16 protein-coding genes are annotated in these 15843 nt (G+C 49.9%); 12 read left to right on the forward strand and 4 right to left on the reverse strand.

The annotated features are described in order from the left end of the window. From L3K52_07725 to ccsA, 4 genes are all read right to left on the reverse strand, one after another. On the reverse strand, positions 1 to 1596 hold the full coding sequence (locus L3K52_07725; GenBank protein UOG93608.1) for a DEAD/DEAH box helicase: 1596 nt from the start codon (positions 1594 to 1596) through the stop codon (positions 1 to 3). Between the two features lie 199 nt (positions 1597 to 1795). Continuing rightward, a complete protein-coding gene (radA, locus tag L3K52_07730; GenBank protein UOG93609.1) occupies positions 1796 to 3160 on the reverse strand; it encodes a DNA repair protein RadA in 1365 nt (454 codons plus the stop codon). After that, a complete protein-coding gene (locus L3K52_07735) occupies positions 3153 to 4061 on the reverse strand; it encodes a CBS domain-containing protein (GenBank protein UOG93610.1) in 909 nt (302 codons plus the stop codon). Before L3K52_07735 ends, radA begins: the two co-directional genes overlap by 8 nt. Continuing rightward, positions 4058 to 4867: a cytochrome c biogenesis protein CcsA gene (ccsA, locus tag L3K52_07740; GenBank protein ID UOG93611.1), complete on the reverse strand. Its 810-nt coding sequence runs from the start codon at positions 4865 to 4867 to the stop codon at positions 4058 to 4060. Before ccsA ends, L3K52_07735 begins: the two co-directional genes overlap by 4 nt. 107 nt (positions 4868 to 4974) lie before the next feature. On the opposite strand from ccsA, the gene ffh reads away from it, so the two are divergent. The 12 genes from ffh (at position 4975) to L3K52_07800 (ending at position 15819) form a co-directional block, all read left to right on the forward strand. Then, on the forward strand, positions 4975 to 6357 hold the full coding sequence (ffh, locus tag L3K52_07745; GenBank protein ID UOG93612.1) for a signal recognition particle protein: 1383 nt from the start codon (positions 4975 to 4977) through the stop codon (positions 6355 to 6357). Between the two features lie 128 nt (positions 6358 to 6485). After that, complete coding sequence (locus L3K52_07750) at positions 6486 to 6830, forward strand: hypothetical protein (protein UOG93613.1); 345 nt, start codon at positions 6486 to 6488, stop codon at positions 6828 to 6830. Between the two features lie 353 nt (positions 6831 to 7183). Further along, a complete protein-coding gene (locus L3K52_07755; GenBank protein ID UOG93614.1) occupies positions 7184 to 7543 on the forward strand; it encodes a hypothetical protein in 360 nt (119 codons plus the stop codon). A 235-nt stretch (positions 7544 to 7778) separates the two neighbouring features. Further along, on the forward strand, positions 7779 to 9014 hold the full coding sequence (locus tag L3K52_07760) for a hypothetical protein (GenBank protein UOG93615.1): 1236 nt from the start codon (positions 7779 to 7781) through the stop codon (positions 9012 to 9014). Positions 9015 to 9136: 122 nt separating this feature from the next. Then, positions 9137 to 9862 carry a DUF1287 domain-containing protein gene (locus L3K52_07765; protein UOG93616.1) on the forward strand — a complete coding sequence of 242 codons (726 nt, stop codon included), beginning with the start codon at positions 9137 to 9139 and terminating at the stop codon, positions 9860 to 9862. Positions 9863 to 10032: 170 nt separating this feature from the next. Beyond that, positions 10033 to 10287: a 30S ribosomal protein S16 gene (gene rpsP, locus L3K52_07770; protein ID UOG93617.1), complete on the forward strand. Its 255-nt coding sequence runs from the start codon at positions 10033 to 10035 to the stop codon at positions 10285 to 10287. Positions 10288 to 10293: 6 nt separating this feature from the next. Then, on the forward strand, positions 10294 to 10800 hold the full coding sequence (gene rimM, locus L3K52_07775; protein UOG93618.1) for a ribosome maturation factor RimM: 507 nt from the start codon (positions 10294 to 10296) through the stop codon (positions 10798 to 10800). Positions 10801 to 10805: 5 nt separating this feature from the next. Beyond that, complete coding sequence (trmD, locus tag L3K52_07780) at positions 10806 to 11555, forward strand: tRNA (guanosine(37)-N1)-methyltransferase TrmD (protein ID UOG93978.1); 750 nt, start codon at positions 10806 to 10808, stop codon at positions 11553 to 11555. 6 nt (positions 11556 to 11561) lie between these two features. Further along, the gene (gene rplS / locus L3K52_07785; protein ID UOG93979.1) at positions 11562 to 11909 is read left to right on the forward strand and encodes a 50S ribosomal protein L19; all 348 of its coding nucleotides are present in this window, start codon (positions 11562 to 11564) and stop codon (positions 11907 to 11909) included. Between the two features lie 168 nt (positions 11910 to 12077). After that, positions 12078 to 13889, forward strand: coding sequence for an EAL domain-containing protein (locus L3K52_07790; protein ID UOG93619.1), 1812 nt, complete (start codon positions 12078 to 12080; stop codon positions 13887 to 13889). A 15-nt stretch (positions 13890 to 13904) separates the two neighbouring features. Continuing rightward, entirely contained in the window at positions 13905 to 15200 is a 1296-nt protein-coding gene (gene mpl / locus L3K52_07795; GenBank protein UOG93620.1) for a UDP-N-acetylmuramate:L-alanyl-gamma-D-glutamyl-meso-diaminopimelate ligase, read from the forward strand. A 28-nt stretch (positions 15201 to 15228) separates the two neighbouring features. Further along, positions 15229 to 15819, forward strand: coding sequence for a UbiX family flavin prenyltransferase (locus tag L3K52_07800; GenBank protein UOG93980.1), 591 nt, complete (start codon positions 15229 to 15231; stop codon positions 15817 to 15819). Positions 15820 to 15843: the final 24 nt, after the last annotated feature.

Raw genomic sequence — 15843 nt, forward strand, 5'->3', positions numbered from 1 at the left:
TTATTTCGTCAAAATACGGCGTTTTTCCTTGTAACGGATAACGACTTGCTTATCGGTTTTGGGTTTGTCGTCTTGCGGGGCGTAGTTAGGTTTTTCCCAGCCGCCGATTTCGTAAGATCCCCCTTGTTCACGGCGTGGTACTGGGTTGCTGCTACCTGTGTACGGAGGGCCACCGCCTTCGCGCTTGCGTTGCGCACCACCGTTTAGGCGACCGTAAGCGCCCTTGCGTTGCTGGCGATCGGCTGCATTGGCAGGCGATTGTTCTTGACCCGCAGCCGGGCGATTGTCACGCCGTGGTGCATTTTGTTGCTGATGGGGATTATTACTGCGTCCGCCTTGCCCTTGGTGAGCGGGGCGGTTTTGTGGTGAACGTCCTCGTTCGCCTTGATTGCCGCCAGTGCCATTGTGTTGGCGTTGTCCGCCGCTGTTATTGTTGCTGCGGTTGCTGCGCGGGGCACGCACGGATGGTGTGAAACCAGAGGTGTGTTCCAGCGGTGCCAGACCCGGCAAGGTGCATTGTTCGATCGAATCACCCAAGAAGGTTTCAATCAGTTTCAGATTATCGCGTTCACGGGGTAATACCACGGCAATCACGGCTTCTTCGCGTTCTGGGCTAAGCCCTTGCAGACGCGTTTCGTAATCTTCTACCTTGTGCGGTAGCTCGAAGTTGATAATGTGTTCAGCGCCTTGCAGGTTAGGGTGCAAGCCGTCTTGATCGGCATAAATCAGAATCGGGGCGGAAGTGCCATTGCGTTCGGATTCGGGAAGGTCGGATGCAACCTCAGCGGTATGCCCGTGATTCGCAAGGCTTTCGGCGAGTGCTTTGGCAACTTTGGTGGTTATCGTGAAAATAACGGTAGGTTCGCCGGAAAACTCATCCAGCAAGTGATCCATCAAGGCAATTTTATGCGTGTAATCGTCTGCCAGATGCACCACTTGTGGAATCAGCAACAGCGGGTTGCGGTCATCATCGACTTCTATTTCTTCGGCGCCCGCTAACACGGCACGCGCATAGCCAGTAATGTCATTTTCGGGGCGTACAAACGCAATGACGGGGCAGGCGGTGGTACGTTCCGAGAGAATTTTGTTTACCAAGCCATGCAGACCTTTGTGATAAATCGCGCTAAGGTCATCAATGATCAGCATTTCCAGCTTGGAAAAATCCGCTTTGTTATTGTCGACCAGATCATTCAAACGTCCAGGGGTGGCAATCATTAAGTCCAGTGGGCGGCGCAATAAGCGCATCTGCGGCTGATAAGGGCGACCACTGACAATGAAACCGGAACGAATTTGCTGTTCATCACCCATCAAGCGTTTGATGGTGTAGTTGATCTGGTTCACCCGGTCGCGCCGCGAGGTCAGAATTAACACGCGGGTGTGGCGCTGCTCTTCAATCGGGTGGGTCAACACGTAGTTGATGGCGGGAATCAGGAATGCGCCGGTCTTGCCGGAAGCCGATTGTGTCCACACAATGACACTTTTATTGTGGGCGATGAGAGGAATCAACTGCTTCTGTAAGTCAGTCGGATTCTCATAACCGGCAGCTTCAATTTTAGCCGCAAACTCTGGATTTAAGCCTAATTCTGAAAAAGACAAGATGGATACTCCCCGTCTATGAATGTGGGTGAGAGTAATTAATAAATACTATCAAGCTGGAGAGGTAACGTTAACGATAAAATATTTCTAGCGATTGCCCGTACCCGTGTCTGTAACGTTCTTATGACCCGAACCGAATAATAAAATTATTATATCTGTTGTTGGGAGTCAACAAATTATGCACGTTATTGTTGCGAATTTACATCACAATTTCTATCGCTTTCTCCAATCTGGCAATGGCAACCACTTTCATGCCCTCAATCGGGTGACGTGGCTTGTTGCCTTTCGCTACGATAGCCTGTTTAAAACCGTGTTTGGCAGCCTCACGCAAACGCTCCTCACCGTTTGGAACCGGGCGAATTTCGCCTGCCAGCCCAACTTCTCCGAAAACCACCAGATCAGCAGGCAGAGGACGGTTGCGAAAACTTGAGAGTGCCGCTAACAACAATGATAAATCAGCAGCGGTTTCCGAAATCTTAACACCACCGACGACATTTATGAATACGTCTTGGTCAAACATTGAAATTCCGGCATGACGATGCAGCACTGCCAGCAACATGGCGAGGCGATTTTGTTCCAGTCCCAAGGTCACGCGGCGCGGTACTGCACCGTGACTTTGATCGACCAGCGCTTGCACTTCCACCATGAGCGGGCGTGTGCCTTCGCGTGTTACCATAATGACGCTGCCGGAAACAGGTTCTTCGTGACGTGACAGAAAAATGGCAGACGGATTGCTGACGCCTTTCAAGCCTTGTTCGGTCATGGCGAACACGCCAAGTTCGTTGACCGCGCCGAAACGGTTTTTGACGGCGCGAATAATGCGGTAACGTCCGCCGGGGTCGCCTTCAAAATACAGTACGGTATCGACCATGTGTTCGAGGACACGCGGCCCTGCCAATGTGCCTTCTTTGGTGACATGACCGACCAGAAACATGGCGGTATTGGTTTGCTTGGCGAAACGCACCAGTTTAGCCGCTGATTCACGGATTTGGCTGACCGAGCCGGGGGCGGCTTGCAAACTGTCGGTAAACACGGTTTGGATAGAGTCAATCACCATCAACTGCGGTTTTTCTTGCACCACCAAACTGAGGATGGTTTCCACACAGGTTTCGGTGAGCAGGCGCAAGTGGTCGCTGGGTAGCCCTAAGCGTTTTGCACGTAAGCCCACTTGTTGCAGCGATTCTTCGCCGGTCACGTACAGGGTTTTCATTTCGGTTAAAGTGGCAAGCGTTTGCAGCAAAATGGTGGATTTGCCAATGCCGGGGTCGCCTCCGATCAGTACCACCGAGCCGGATACCAGTCCGCCGCCGAGTACCCGATCGAGTTCGGGTTGGTGGGTTAGAATGCGGGGTGCTTCACTCAAGCTCACTTCATTGAGGGAGCGGATCACGGCGGTTTCACCCGCGTAGCCCCCCGCCCGTTGATTAATTGCTGGTTTGCCTGTCGGTAGGCTTATGCTTTCTTCCAAGGTGTTCCATGCGCCGCACTCGCCGCATTGCCCGCTCCATTTGGGGTGCAGGCTGCCGCAGGCGGTGCAGTGGTATTGAAGCTTAACCTTACTCATCGTTATCGGCTGCTTTGCGCTGAATTTTGGGGTGAATGATCAGCGTTTTGACCGCATTGTTGCGGGTTTTGCGAATTTCCAAGGGGTAATCGTCAATCAGCATGGTCATGCCGGGGACGGGAATGGATTCGAGGTATTCCAGAATTAAACCGTTGATGGTATTGGCTTCTGCCGAGGTGAAATTGCTGCCCACTTCGCGGTTGATGTCGCGGATGGGAATGCTGCCATCCATCCAATAACTGCTGTCTGCCAAGCGGCGAATTTCGTGCGATTGATTGCTGGGAGCGCTTGAAAATTCACCGACAATTTCTTCTAAAATGTCTTCAAGGGCAACCAAGCCCAGGATTTCGCCGTATTCGTCTACGACCAAGGCAATGCGGCGATTTTCGGTTTTGAAGTTGATTAATTGTTGGGTTAATGGGGTGCTTTCTGGGATGAAGTACGCGGGGCGAATGCTGGCTTCAAAGCGTTCTTTGTCCAAATGCCCGTCACGGAACAGTGGCAAAAGTTTGCGTAGGTGCACAAAGCCAATAACGTTATCGAGACTTTCGCGATACACCAATAGGCGGGTGAAATTGCTATTGGTGATTTGTTCTTCGAGTTCGTTCCAATCGTCATCCAGATCCAAGCCGACCAGTTGGTTACGGGGAATCATAATGTCTTCCACCGTGGTGCTTTCCATGTCCATGACGCGTAATAGCATGTCGAGGTGCGTTTGGGGAATATGAGCGCCAGCAGCGCTGACAACTGTCCGTAATTCTTTATGATTCAATGATTCAGCCGGTTGCAATTTCTTGATAGGTTTGCGCCGCCCTAGCAGTAGGCAGAAAACGGGGGCTAACATGACCGCTATCAGCAAGTTAAGCAATACCACACCGATGGGGGTGAGAGTGATGTTCACGATCGGTTTACCAAAAACTCTAATACAAATTTGCTGCCAAAAAACGCCAGCATGAGGATGAAAAAGCCACTGAGTGTCCAGCGGATGGCGATGCGCCCGCGCCAGCCATAGCGCCAATGACCCACCAGCAATGCGGTGAACATAACCCATGCCACGATGGAGAGAATGGTTTTATGCACCAAATGTTGCGCAAACAAGTTGTCGACGTATAAAGCGCCGCTCAGTAATCCCAGCGACAACAGCATGACCCCCAGCGAGATCAATTTGAACAGCAATACTTCCATATCCAATAGCGGTGGCAAGGTGCGAATCAGTCCACCCGGCTGATGGTTGTGCAAATGCTTATTTTGCAGTGCCAGCAGCAGGGCTTGTAACGCTGCCAGCGTCAACATGCTGTAAGCCAATAATGATGTGAAAATATGCACGCCTAAGCCATTGTTTAAACTGATGGTGACGCTTTGATTAGAACCGAACAACGGTAACAGCATGGCGCTTGCGGTGAATGGCACGACGAAAATCCCCAAGGTTTCCAGTGGGCGCTTCAGCATGGTCATAAACAACAGGAGATTGCACAGCCACATAACAATTGAGCTGGCGGCAGCAAAACTGATGGATACGCCATTCACTTGCCAAATATGATTTACAATACTCCAACCGTGCAGACCCAGTGACAGCAACCACACTATCACCAGCAAGCGGCGGTAGTTAGGTGTGCGGGTTTGCAAGCGATCCCGCAGGCGCAGCCCAATCAGCAGCCATGTTGCCAGCCATGCCAGTGTAGCGAACAAGTTAAGTGTTATTGTCATTACTCAAACGGATTTCGTGGGTTAGGTGGTTCGGGAACGCATTCGTTATTGCTTTAATGCTATGATAGCAACTTGTGCCTGAATGGGACTAGCAAGAAGTCAAAATCATGTTCGAGAATTTAAGTGAACGTCTTTCGCAGACGGTAAAAAAACTACGCGGTCAGGCACGTCTGACCGACGACAATATTAAAGATGCCCTGCGTGATGTGCGGATGGCACTCTTAGAAGCTGACGTGGCGCTGCCGGTGGTGCGTGAATTCACCAATCGGGTGCGTGAACGGGCGATTGGGCAAGAGGTATTGGAAAGCCTTAGCCCCGGTCAAGCTTTGATCAAGGTGGTCAACGATGAGTTGGTTGCACTCATGGGCAAAGCCAACGAAACGCTGTCGCTGAATGCGCAACCACCTGCTGTTATTTTAATGGCAGGTTTGCAGGGTGCGGGTAAAACCACCACCGTCGGCAAATTGACCCGTTTCTTGAAAGAACGCCAGAACAAATCGGTGATGGTGGCGAGTTGTGACGTTTACCGCCCAGCGGCGATCAAACAGCTTGAAACCATTGCGGGGCAGACGGGCGGAATTTTCTTTCCCAGTGAAAATGCTCAGAAGCCGGTGGACATCGCTAAAGCCGCTGTAGCGCAGGCAAAACTCAAATACATGGATGTGCTGATCATTGATACTGCCGGACGCTTGCACGTCGACGCGGAGATGATGGCGGAAATCCAAGCTATCCATTCCGCTGTGAATCCGGTAGAAACGCTGTTTGTGGTGGATAGCATGACCGGGCAGGATGCTGCCAATACTGCTAAAGCGTTTGGTGATGCATTGCCGCTGACGGGCGTGGTGTTGACCAAAGCGGATGGCGACGCACGCGGTGGTGCGGCTTTGTCGGTGCGCTATATCACGGGCAAACCGATTAAGTTTGTGGGGATGGGCGAAAAGCTGGATGCGTTAGAGCCGTTCCACCCCGAACGCATGGCCTCGCGCATTTTGGGCATGGGTGATGTGCTGAGCTTGATTGAAGATGCGCAGCGTCAGGTTGATCATAAAAAAGCCGCAGAACTCGCCAAAAAGCTTAATAAGGGCAAATCGTTCGATTTTGAAGATTTGCGTGACCAAATGTTACAAATGGAAAAGATGGGCGGTGTGGCTGGCTTGATGGACAAGTTGCCGGGCATGGGGAATTTACCCGCTAATGTCAAAGAGCAGGGCAACGATAAAGAAGTGCGTCGCATGATTGCCATCATTAATTCTATGACGCTGGAAGAGCGCCGTAACCCGGATATTATTAAAGCATCGCGCAAGCGTAGGATTGCTGCGGGTTGCGGGCTACAGGTTCAGGATGTAAATCGCTTAATGAAACAGCATTTGCAGATGAGCAAAATGATGAAGCAGTTTTCTAAGGGTGGTTTGCGCAAACTGATGACTGGCATGAAAGGCAAGTTGCCGATGGGCGGTGGTTTCCCACCCATGGGTGGCTTTTCCGGGTAGGTATATTAGCTTTTTTCAATATTTCTGACGACCATTAAGGAAATTTACGCTAAGATGGGTTTGCCTACTGAATTGTCTAGTTGTATCATGCGCATCATCCAGAAAATTCATGGCCTGGATTACGAATTATGCTGTTGTTGATTTTGGCGCAGCCTAGTTTTCCTTTACAAATTAATTATTTAGAGAGTTTTACTACTATGAAAATCAAATCTCAAGTGGCTATCGCTGGTCTGTTGTTCGCTGGTTTACTGACAACTGGTTGCCAACAAATGGGTCAACAAACTTCACAGCAAGCAACTGAAGCGCCTGCTGTTGTTGCTCCTGCTGCTCCAGCACCTATTGCTGCTCCAGCTCCTGTTCGTCCAGCACCGGCTCCAATGGTTCCTAAAGTTAAAGCTAAAGGCAACTACAAAGGTCCAGTCGCAATGGATCCAGCTTCTCAAGGTGCAATGCAGCAATATCAACAGCGTTAATTCCACGCTGTTAGTATTTCGCATTAAAAATACGGTACCGTTTCAGTAGATGTATTCCAAAAAGCCTCTTGTTTTGACAGGAGGCTTTTTTTTGGAAAACGTTTATTGCAATAAAAATTTATTATGAATTCATAATTATTTATTGGTTTGAACCTTTTTTGTATTTAATGCAACCTATTTGTCGGGCTTTGATAATGGCCTGCATGAATCCATCCCGTCGACAATCGAGCGTTTCTAAAGGTTTTTTGTGGTAATTCGTGCTAAATTCATTTCTGCGTGTGGTAAATAAGCCCTTGAGCCTTTGTTTGCTGCACAGTGTGTGCCTTCTTTAAACAATGAAAGAGACTAAGACGATGAAAATCAAATCCCAACTGACACTGGCAACGTTGATCGTTGCGGCAATGTTTGCAACTGGTTGCCAACAAATGAGTCAACAGACTGCGGAAACAGCGCCTGCTGCGACAACGGAAGCGCCAGCTACAACAGCTACTGCGCCAGCCGCTGGCGAACATTGCCACGACGAAGCGCCTTCTTGTGCTAATAAATGCCACAGCCACCCTGGTGCTGTGCCTGGCCATAAGCATGTTTACGGTTGCGTTGCAGGCCAAGGCAAACGCCCAATGATGCCAAAGGTTAAAGCCAAAGGTGATTACAAAGGCGCGGTTTCCATGGATCAGTCTTCTAAGTCTGTTATGCAGCAATACCAGAAGTAATGATGAGTGCGGGAGTGGCTGATGCGCAATCATTAGCCGCTTAAAGCGATCTAAAACGGCTTGATTATTTGATAATCGAGCCGTTTTTATTGAAATCCTTGATAAGCTGAACTACCCTAGCAATCTTTGGGAACTTATGGGCATTTTCCTATCCTAATTCAGGCATAGGCATAACCCGTTGGGCGTCTGTTTACTTTAGTGTTCTTTTGATGAACCATATCAAGTTGTAAATTTCATGAAAAAAGCGTTTATTCTGGCATGGTTACTGGCAGTGATTTCATTCATGCCTTCGTTTGCGGTTGCTGCTGTCTGGCCTAGTGAAAATGTGTGGGATGATGTGTGGGAAGAGCGTTATCACCAGTGGGTGCGCACTCAGTGGAAAGACGATATTTTCATGGATCCTGCTAAGCCGATTTACTACAAGTTTGAAAACGATTGCGCGGATGCTGTATACGCGATGCGCCTCATTTTCGCGTTCGAGCACCGTTTGCCGTTTGTCATCGGTAATCGTGACAAAGCCGGACGTACCGTCAGTAATGACATGTCGACGTGGGATAATTTGCCACCTGATCTACGGGTTCGCAATTTCTTGGATTACGTTGCTGACATGACTAGCACCGTGTCATTGCGCAATGACACGTATCCGATCGCGCTGCATGATATTAAGCCCGGTGATATTTACGTGGCACCCGGCGTACATTCTTACCAAATCGTGGATGTTACCGATGCGGGTATTGCTGAAGTAATGGCTTCTACCACGCCGAAACAAGCGCGTTACTTGTTGCGGACGCCGTCTTTTCCGTTTTACGTGCCGGAAGACAAGCAGTTCGGTGATGGCTATCGGCGTTTCAAGCAACCGCAAAATATTATGAAGTCAGCCATGCAACAGCCGGGTTACAGCGAAGAGCAGTTCAACCTGGCGAATGAAGTGGCTTACGATTACGTAAAATACACCGATGTTATCGCTGGCAAGCTGGCAAAGCGCCCGGAAACGTCGGATGAGAAATCGCAGCGTTTGTTATTGGCATTGTGCATGTACGCGAATGACCGTGCGGTTTATGTTTATGATGCATTGTGGTACTTGCAAAAAATCCGGGGTGAAGGGCGTCGTTGCATGAATGCACGCGAATACGATGACCATTCAACGCCGGGTCGTGATAAGCGTTTGGGTTTATTTTTCAGCTCCATTCGCAGCCATTTGGATCGGGTAGGGCGCTTTGATCCGCGTTCGCAGCCTGCGCGTTGGGCAAAAGCAGTGTTTTCTAATGATCAACCACCACCGCAAGAGTTGAAGAGCCTTAACGATTTTTGCATGGTGCAGATGACGTTGGGTGAAGAATACTACATGACGTTGCGTGAATTGCGTCAGAATGTGGAGGCGGGAACTTTGGTGTCTGATCCACACGCGCCATTGCCGTTCCGTTGGGGTATTGTAAAAGAGCCGTACCGTGCAGATTGCCCCACTTATTAATGTTGGGTGTTCTTTCGTCGGGCTAAGCTAGTGTTTGGTCTGTTTATGTTATAAAAATAATGATGATGGGTTGTTTCAGTGAGTCTGTTTATTGGGGATGTTAGCATTTAAGGGTGGGGTCGATGAGTAATTTTTTTGTTATACCGCGCTCGTCAAAATGGGGTTTGTGTGTCGTTTTGACGGGGGTAATTGTACTTTTTAGTGGGTTGACTGGTTGTTCGACGCAGCAGGCTGCTAAGCCAAAGTCAGTCGAGGTCAAGCGCTCGGTATCTGCGCGTAGCAATGTGGCAACGCCAGAGCGTTTATCTTATGCTGCATTGGATCGTTTGCGGCATCGCGTGGTGTACGATGGGCGTTATATTCCAATCAGTTATCCTAATGGCGATGTGCCAGCCAACGTCGGGGTATGCACGGATACGGTGATCCGTTCTTACCGCAAGTTGGGGATTGATCTTCAGCGTTTGGTGCATGAGGATATGTCGCGTAATTTTTACAATTATCCGAATTTGTCAAAGTGGGGACTAAATCAGCCTGACCCCAATATTGACCATCGACGTGTACATAATCTGAAAGCTTTTTTTCAACGCCACGGCGCAAGCGTGCCTGCGACAGGTAATCCGGTGGATTATCGCCCCGGTGACTTGGTAACTTGGAGTTTGGGTGGCGATCAAGAGCACATTGGCATTGTCGTCAATCGCAAGTCACCCGCTGACTCGCGGCGCAATTTGGTGGTGCACAATATTGCTGAAGGTGAAAAGATAGAAGATGTGTTGTTTGCGATGCCAATTACGGGTCATTACCGTTATTTTCCCGGCAATTCTAATCTGAAGTACGTGTCTGCGCAGTAAGCGGGTTCACCTTACTAGCCGTTTTGTCAGCAAGCCCCCTGCATTGGGGGCTTTTTTGTGGGTAAGCCCTTAATCAATGCTTCACTTTTTCTGAAATTAACGTAGAATTGCGCGTTTACTTCGAGCAGCCTCGATTGCTGCGTATTAACTGAATTTGGTAAGGTCTTTATATGGTCAATATTCGTCTGGCAAGAGGTGGTGCGAAAAAGCATCCATTTTACCACATCGTCGTTAGCGACAAGCGCAAGCCGCGCGACAGTGGTTACATTGAACGCATCGGTTATTTCAACCCGGTTGCGCGTGGTCAAGAAGTCCGTCTGCACATTGAGCAGGATCGGGTTGCTTACTGGGTGGCGTGTGGTGCACAGCCTACTGAACGGGTGACTAAGCTGCTGAAAGAATCCGCAGAAACTGTGGCGGCGTAAGGCATTATGTCCCAGCCGGATATGGTGACACTCGGCAAAATTTCTGCCGCGTTTGGCATTAAAGGTTGGGTCAAAGTTTATTCGCATACCCATCAACTGGACGGGATTTTAGGGTACGCCCCTTGGTCTTTGAAAGTAGCCGGTGAGTGGCAGCCTTGCAAATTGCTTAATGGGCAGATTCAAGGCAAAGGCATTGTCGCGCAATTGGAAGGGGTGAGCGACCGTAATCAAGCTGAAAAGCTAGTGGGTTGCGAGATTGGTGTGCCGCGTAGCCGCTTGCTGCCATTGGATGCCGATGAATACTACTGGGCTGATTTAATCGGCATGGAAGTTGTCACGGTAAATGGCGTGTTGCTGGGAACCGTGGATCATTTGTTTGAAACCGGCGCGAATGATGTGTTGGTGGTTCAAGGTGAGCGGGAACGTTTATTGCCTTGGGTGCTGGGTACATTTATTCAAGCGGTTTCCTTGGATGAAAAACGTATTGTGGTGGATTGGGATCCAGACTTTTAATGCCTATGCGGTTTGATGTCATTACGTTGTTTCCTGAATTGGTTGAAGCGGTGACGAGCAGCGGTGTGACAGGTCGGGCAGCGGAACGTGGGATTATTTCACTGACACAGTGGAACCCGCGTGATTACGCAACGGATGTACACCGCACGGTGGATGACCGTCCTTACGGCGGCGGCCCTGGCATGGTGATGAAGGGCGATTGTCTGTTACAGGCGATTCGTGATGCGCGTCAAGTCAATCCGGGTAAAGTGATTTATCTGAGTCCTCAGGGTGTTACGCTCAACCAAACGGTGGTTAACGCGCTGGCAGCAGAACAGGGTTTAATTCTGTTATGCGGACGCTACGAAGGCATTGATGAGCGTGTTATTCGCTTGGAAGTGGATATGGAATGTTCAATTGGTGACTATGTGCTGAGCGGCGGTGAGCTGGGAGCCATGGTGCTGATTGATGCAGTGACTCGCTTATTGCCGGGTACATTGGGGCATAACGAGTCGGCAGCTCAGGATTCCTTTTTTGATGGATTACTGGATTGCCCACACTATACCCGCCCGGAAGAATTGGAAGGACTGGCATTACCCGCCGTATTGAAAAGCGGTAATCATGCCCAGATTGCCCGTTGGCGCAAAAAACAAGCGCTGGGAAAAACATGGCGACGCAGGCCGGAATTGTTGCAGGCACGACAGTTGACCGACAGTGAGCGTGTGTTGCTGAACGAGTATATAAACGAGTTTGAAAGCAGTGAAGAGCTGCATTAGAGGATTATCATGAATACGATTATTCAACAACTTGAACAAGAGCAGATGACGAAGGTAATCCCGGATTTTAACCCCGGCGATACCGTTATTGTCAGTGTGCGTGTTAAGGACGGCGACAAAGAACGCCTACAGGCTTATGAAGGTGTGGTGATTGCGAAGAAAAATCGTGGTCTGAACTCTGCTTTCACGGTGCGTAAAATGTCTTACGGTGAAGGCGTCGAGCGCGTATTCCAAACATACAGCAATGGCATTGCCGGTATCGTGGTGAAGCGTAAAGGCGATGTACGCCGTGCGAAGTTGTACTACTTGCGTGGTCTGACTGGCAAATCTGCGCGTATCAAAGAAAAGCTCTAAGCATACGTGGCGTATGCCGATTACAAAGCCGACAGTACTGAATCAGTCTGTCGGCTTTGTTGCGTCTACGCTTCGTCGCTGAACACTGTACATAAGCATGGTTTGCGCCTACTATCGACTGTGAATAATTGTTATAAAATAAATACGCTATAGTAGGTGGGGGCTTTTGTGGCCGATTTTGTTGATTTTGCATCTCACACTGTCATTTTGGGCGGGTTGCTTACCTGTGGTATAGCGGCTGCTTTGGCGTGGTGGTTTGTTGTGCGGCGTCAGTCCAACACTCAATTGCATTTGGCTCAGCAAAATATGCTGGTGTCATCTTTGTCTGACGTGCAAGAATCCGCCGTATTGGTGGATAGCAATGGCGTGGTGGATTTCGTTAATCCGGCGGCTGAAAGAATTCTAAATTATAAACTCCGTAGTGCGCGTGGCAAACATTACGGTGAATTGTTTACGTTGGTTGATCCCTTGACGCGCAATCCGGTCAGTTGGTTGGATAGGGCGAAATCAAATGATCGCCCTTTATTGCGTTATGCATTGCTAAATACCACTAGCTTAAATGATATACAAGTCACCTATACAGTGCAGCCTGTGTTGTTTGAGGGCAATGACAAACCTTGTTACATGTTGCTAATTCGTGACCAGACTGAGCTGCACGCAATGCAATTGCGTCTGGATCACGTGGAAACGCACGACCAACAAACCTTGTTATTGAATCGCAAAAGCTTTGAATTGCGTCTGAAAGTGGCGATTGATCAAGTGCGGCAACACGGGGTGAAACATTCATTCTGCTTGATTTCAATGGATCAATTTAAATTGGTCAATGATGCAATGGGACACACAGCGGGAGATGCGTTGATTGAGCGCATTTCGCGAATGTTAAAAGAAGAAATTGATGCGCGGCGTGATGTCTTGGCGCGTTTGGGCGGCGATGAGTTCGGGATTTTGTTTCAGGAAATCGAGCCTTCTGTGGCGATTCGGGCGGCGGAGCAGATTCGTATTAAATTGGAACAATACGATTTTGATTGGAACAAGATGCGCCAGAAAGTTACGGCGAGTATTGCATTTGTACCGCTTTATAAAGGTTTGAAAACCCCCAATCGTATTTTGGCGGAAGCGGATGCGGCGTGCCGTGTCGCTAAAGCCAAAGGTGGCAACCGTATTCATATTTTTAAACCCAACGATCAGGAAGTGACCAAACACCGTGGCAATATGGTGTGGCTGGGGCGGCTGAAGAAAGCCATTGATGCCAGTAATTTCAAGCTGGTGGCGCAGCCGATTCACCCGTTAAATCCGGTGGGTTTTAAAAAGCCATTTTGCCATTATGAAGTGCTGATTCGTTTGTATGACGAAAGCAATCAGCCGGTATCACCGGATGAATTCATTCCTGCGGCTGAATATTATTCGATGATGCCGCGTTTGGATCGCTGGGTGGTGCGCAAATTATTGCAAACCTTGCGTGAAGTGACCCAGAAAGTGCCGCGTCCGGTATTCGCGGTGAATTTATCCGGGCAGAGTTTGGATGAGCCGGATTTTCTCAAGTTTGTGCTAGAAGAGATTCAAGCAGCAGAGATTAGCCCGGCGATGTTGTGCTTTGAAATTACCGAGCGGGTGGCTATTCATAACCTTGAATTGGCGCAACATTTTATTCAAACCTTGAAAAATTTAGGGTGCAGTTTTTCGTTGGATGATTTCGGTACTGGGGTAAGTTCGTTCGGGTATTTAAAGTCCTTGCCGGTGGATTATTTGAAAATTGATGGCAGTTTTATTAAAGACATTGCCCACGATGACGTGGCGCACGCCATGGTGCAGTCGGTGAATCAGGTCGGGCATTTGATGGGTTTGCAGGTGATTGCGGAGTACGTCGAAAATGAGCGCGTCATTCAGATATTGCGTGAGATTGGTGTAGACTACGGGCAAGGTTACGGCATTTCCAAACCGATTCCTTTGGAAGAAGCTGTGCGCAATCACATGAGTTAAGGTTAACAAATACGCATGAAAATTCACATTTTGGGCATTTGCGGGACATTTATGGGCGGCATCGCGCTGTTGGCACGCGCACAAGGGCATGAGGTGACGGGGGCTGATACCAATGTTTACCCGCCGATGAGCACGATGCTGGCAGAGCAGGGCGTTGATATTCTGCAAGGTTATCAAGCGCAGGATTTCCCCGCCGATGCCGATGCCATTGTGGTGGGTAATGTGATGCGGCGCGGTTTGGAGGTGGTGGAGCATCTGCTGGATCACAATCTGCCGTACACGTCTGGCCCGCAATGGTTGGGTGAAAATATCCTGCGGGAACGTTGGGTGTTGGCGGTGGCGGGGACGCACGGCAAAACCACCACGGCGAGTATGCTGGCATGGATTCTGGAATACGCGGGCTTGAAACCGGGGTTTCTCATCGGTGGTGTGCCGCAAAATTTCGGCGTGTCGGCTCGCTTGGGGGATTCGCCATTTTTTGTGGTGGAAGCTGATGAATACGACACGGCGTTTTTCGACAAGCGTTCTAAGTTTGTGCATTACCACCCGCGTACCGTGATTCTGAATAATCTGGAATACGATCACGCCGATATTTTTCCCGATGTGCAGGCGATTAAAACCCAATTTCACCATTTAATGCGTACCGTGCCGGGCAGTGGTTTGGCGGTGGTGAATGCGCAGGATGCGAATCTGAGCGACACGCTGGCGATGGGGTGCTGGACGCCGGTGGAAACGTTTGCGGATGGCGATTGGCGGGCGGACTATTTGCAAGCCGATGGCAGCGAATTCCGCGTGTTTTGCCAAGGGGTGGAACAAGGCGTGGTGCGTTGGGATTTGTTGGGCGAACACAATGTGAATAATGCGTTGGCGGCGATTGCGGCGGCGCGTCATGCGGGCGTTCCAGCGGAACATGCGATTGCGGGTTTGGCGGAATTCCAAGGGGTGAAACGGCGGATGCAAGTGCGCGGTACGGTGCGTGGCGTGACGGTTTATGACGATTTCGCGCACCATCCGACGGCGATTACCACGACGTTGGCAGGTTTGCGGGCGAAAGTGGGCAATGCACGGATTATTGCGTTGCTGGAACCGCGTTCCAACACCATGCGCATGGGGACGCACGGGGCGGCGGTAGCTGCCGCTTTGCAAGTGGCGGATTATGCGTTTATTTATCAGTTGCCGGAATGGAATGATATTGATGCTTTGGCAGCAAGCGTGGCGCAATTGGCACAAGCGGGAGACCATGTTCTGGTTATGAGTAATGGCGGTTTCGGTGGGATTCATGACAAGCTATTAACCTTGTTGGCAAGTTAAGAGAACGCTTTTGACCATTACGTTGATTATGACAGGCGCATCGGGTGCGCAATACGGCTTGCGGTTGCTGGAATTTTTGCTGCAACACGGGCATCGGGTGTATTTGCTGTTGTCACGCCCTGCGCAGGTGGTGGTGAACATGGAAACCGGGCACCGTTTGCCGGGGCGAGCCAGCGAGATTCAAATTTATTTCAGCGAATTGTACGGCGCAGCGCCAGGGCAGTTGCAGGTGTTTGAGCGCGAACAATGGGCTGCGCCGATTGCCAGTGGCAGCGGGGTAGCGGATGCCACGGTGGTTTGCCCGTGTACCACGGGTACATTGTCAGCAATTGCGTGTGGCAGCAGCCGCAATTTGATTGAACGTGCGGCGGATGTGTGTTTGAAAGAGCGCAAAAAGCTGATTTTAGTGGTGCGCGAGACCCCATTTTCTGAGATTCATCTGGAAAACATGCTGAAACTGGCGCGGATGGGGGTTATTATCATGCCCGCCAATCCGGGCTTTTATCAACGCCCGACATCCGTGCAGGAATTGGTTGATTTCATGGTGGCGCGGGTACTGGATCATTTGGGTATTTCCCATGCGTTGTTACCCCGTTGGGGCGATGCGCCGGTGGAGTAGCCCTAACACTTTTTATTGTTACAT

It is taken from the genome of Candidatus Thiothrix sulfatifontis, assembly GCA_022828425.1.
Taxonomy (GTDB): Bacteria; Pseudomonadota; Gammaproteobacteria; order Thiotrichales; family Thiotrichaceae; genus Thiothrix; species Thiothrix sulfatifontis.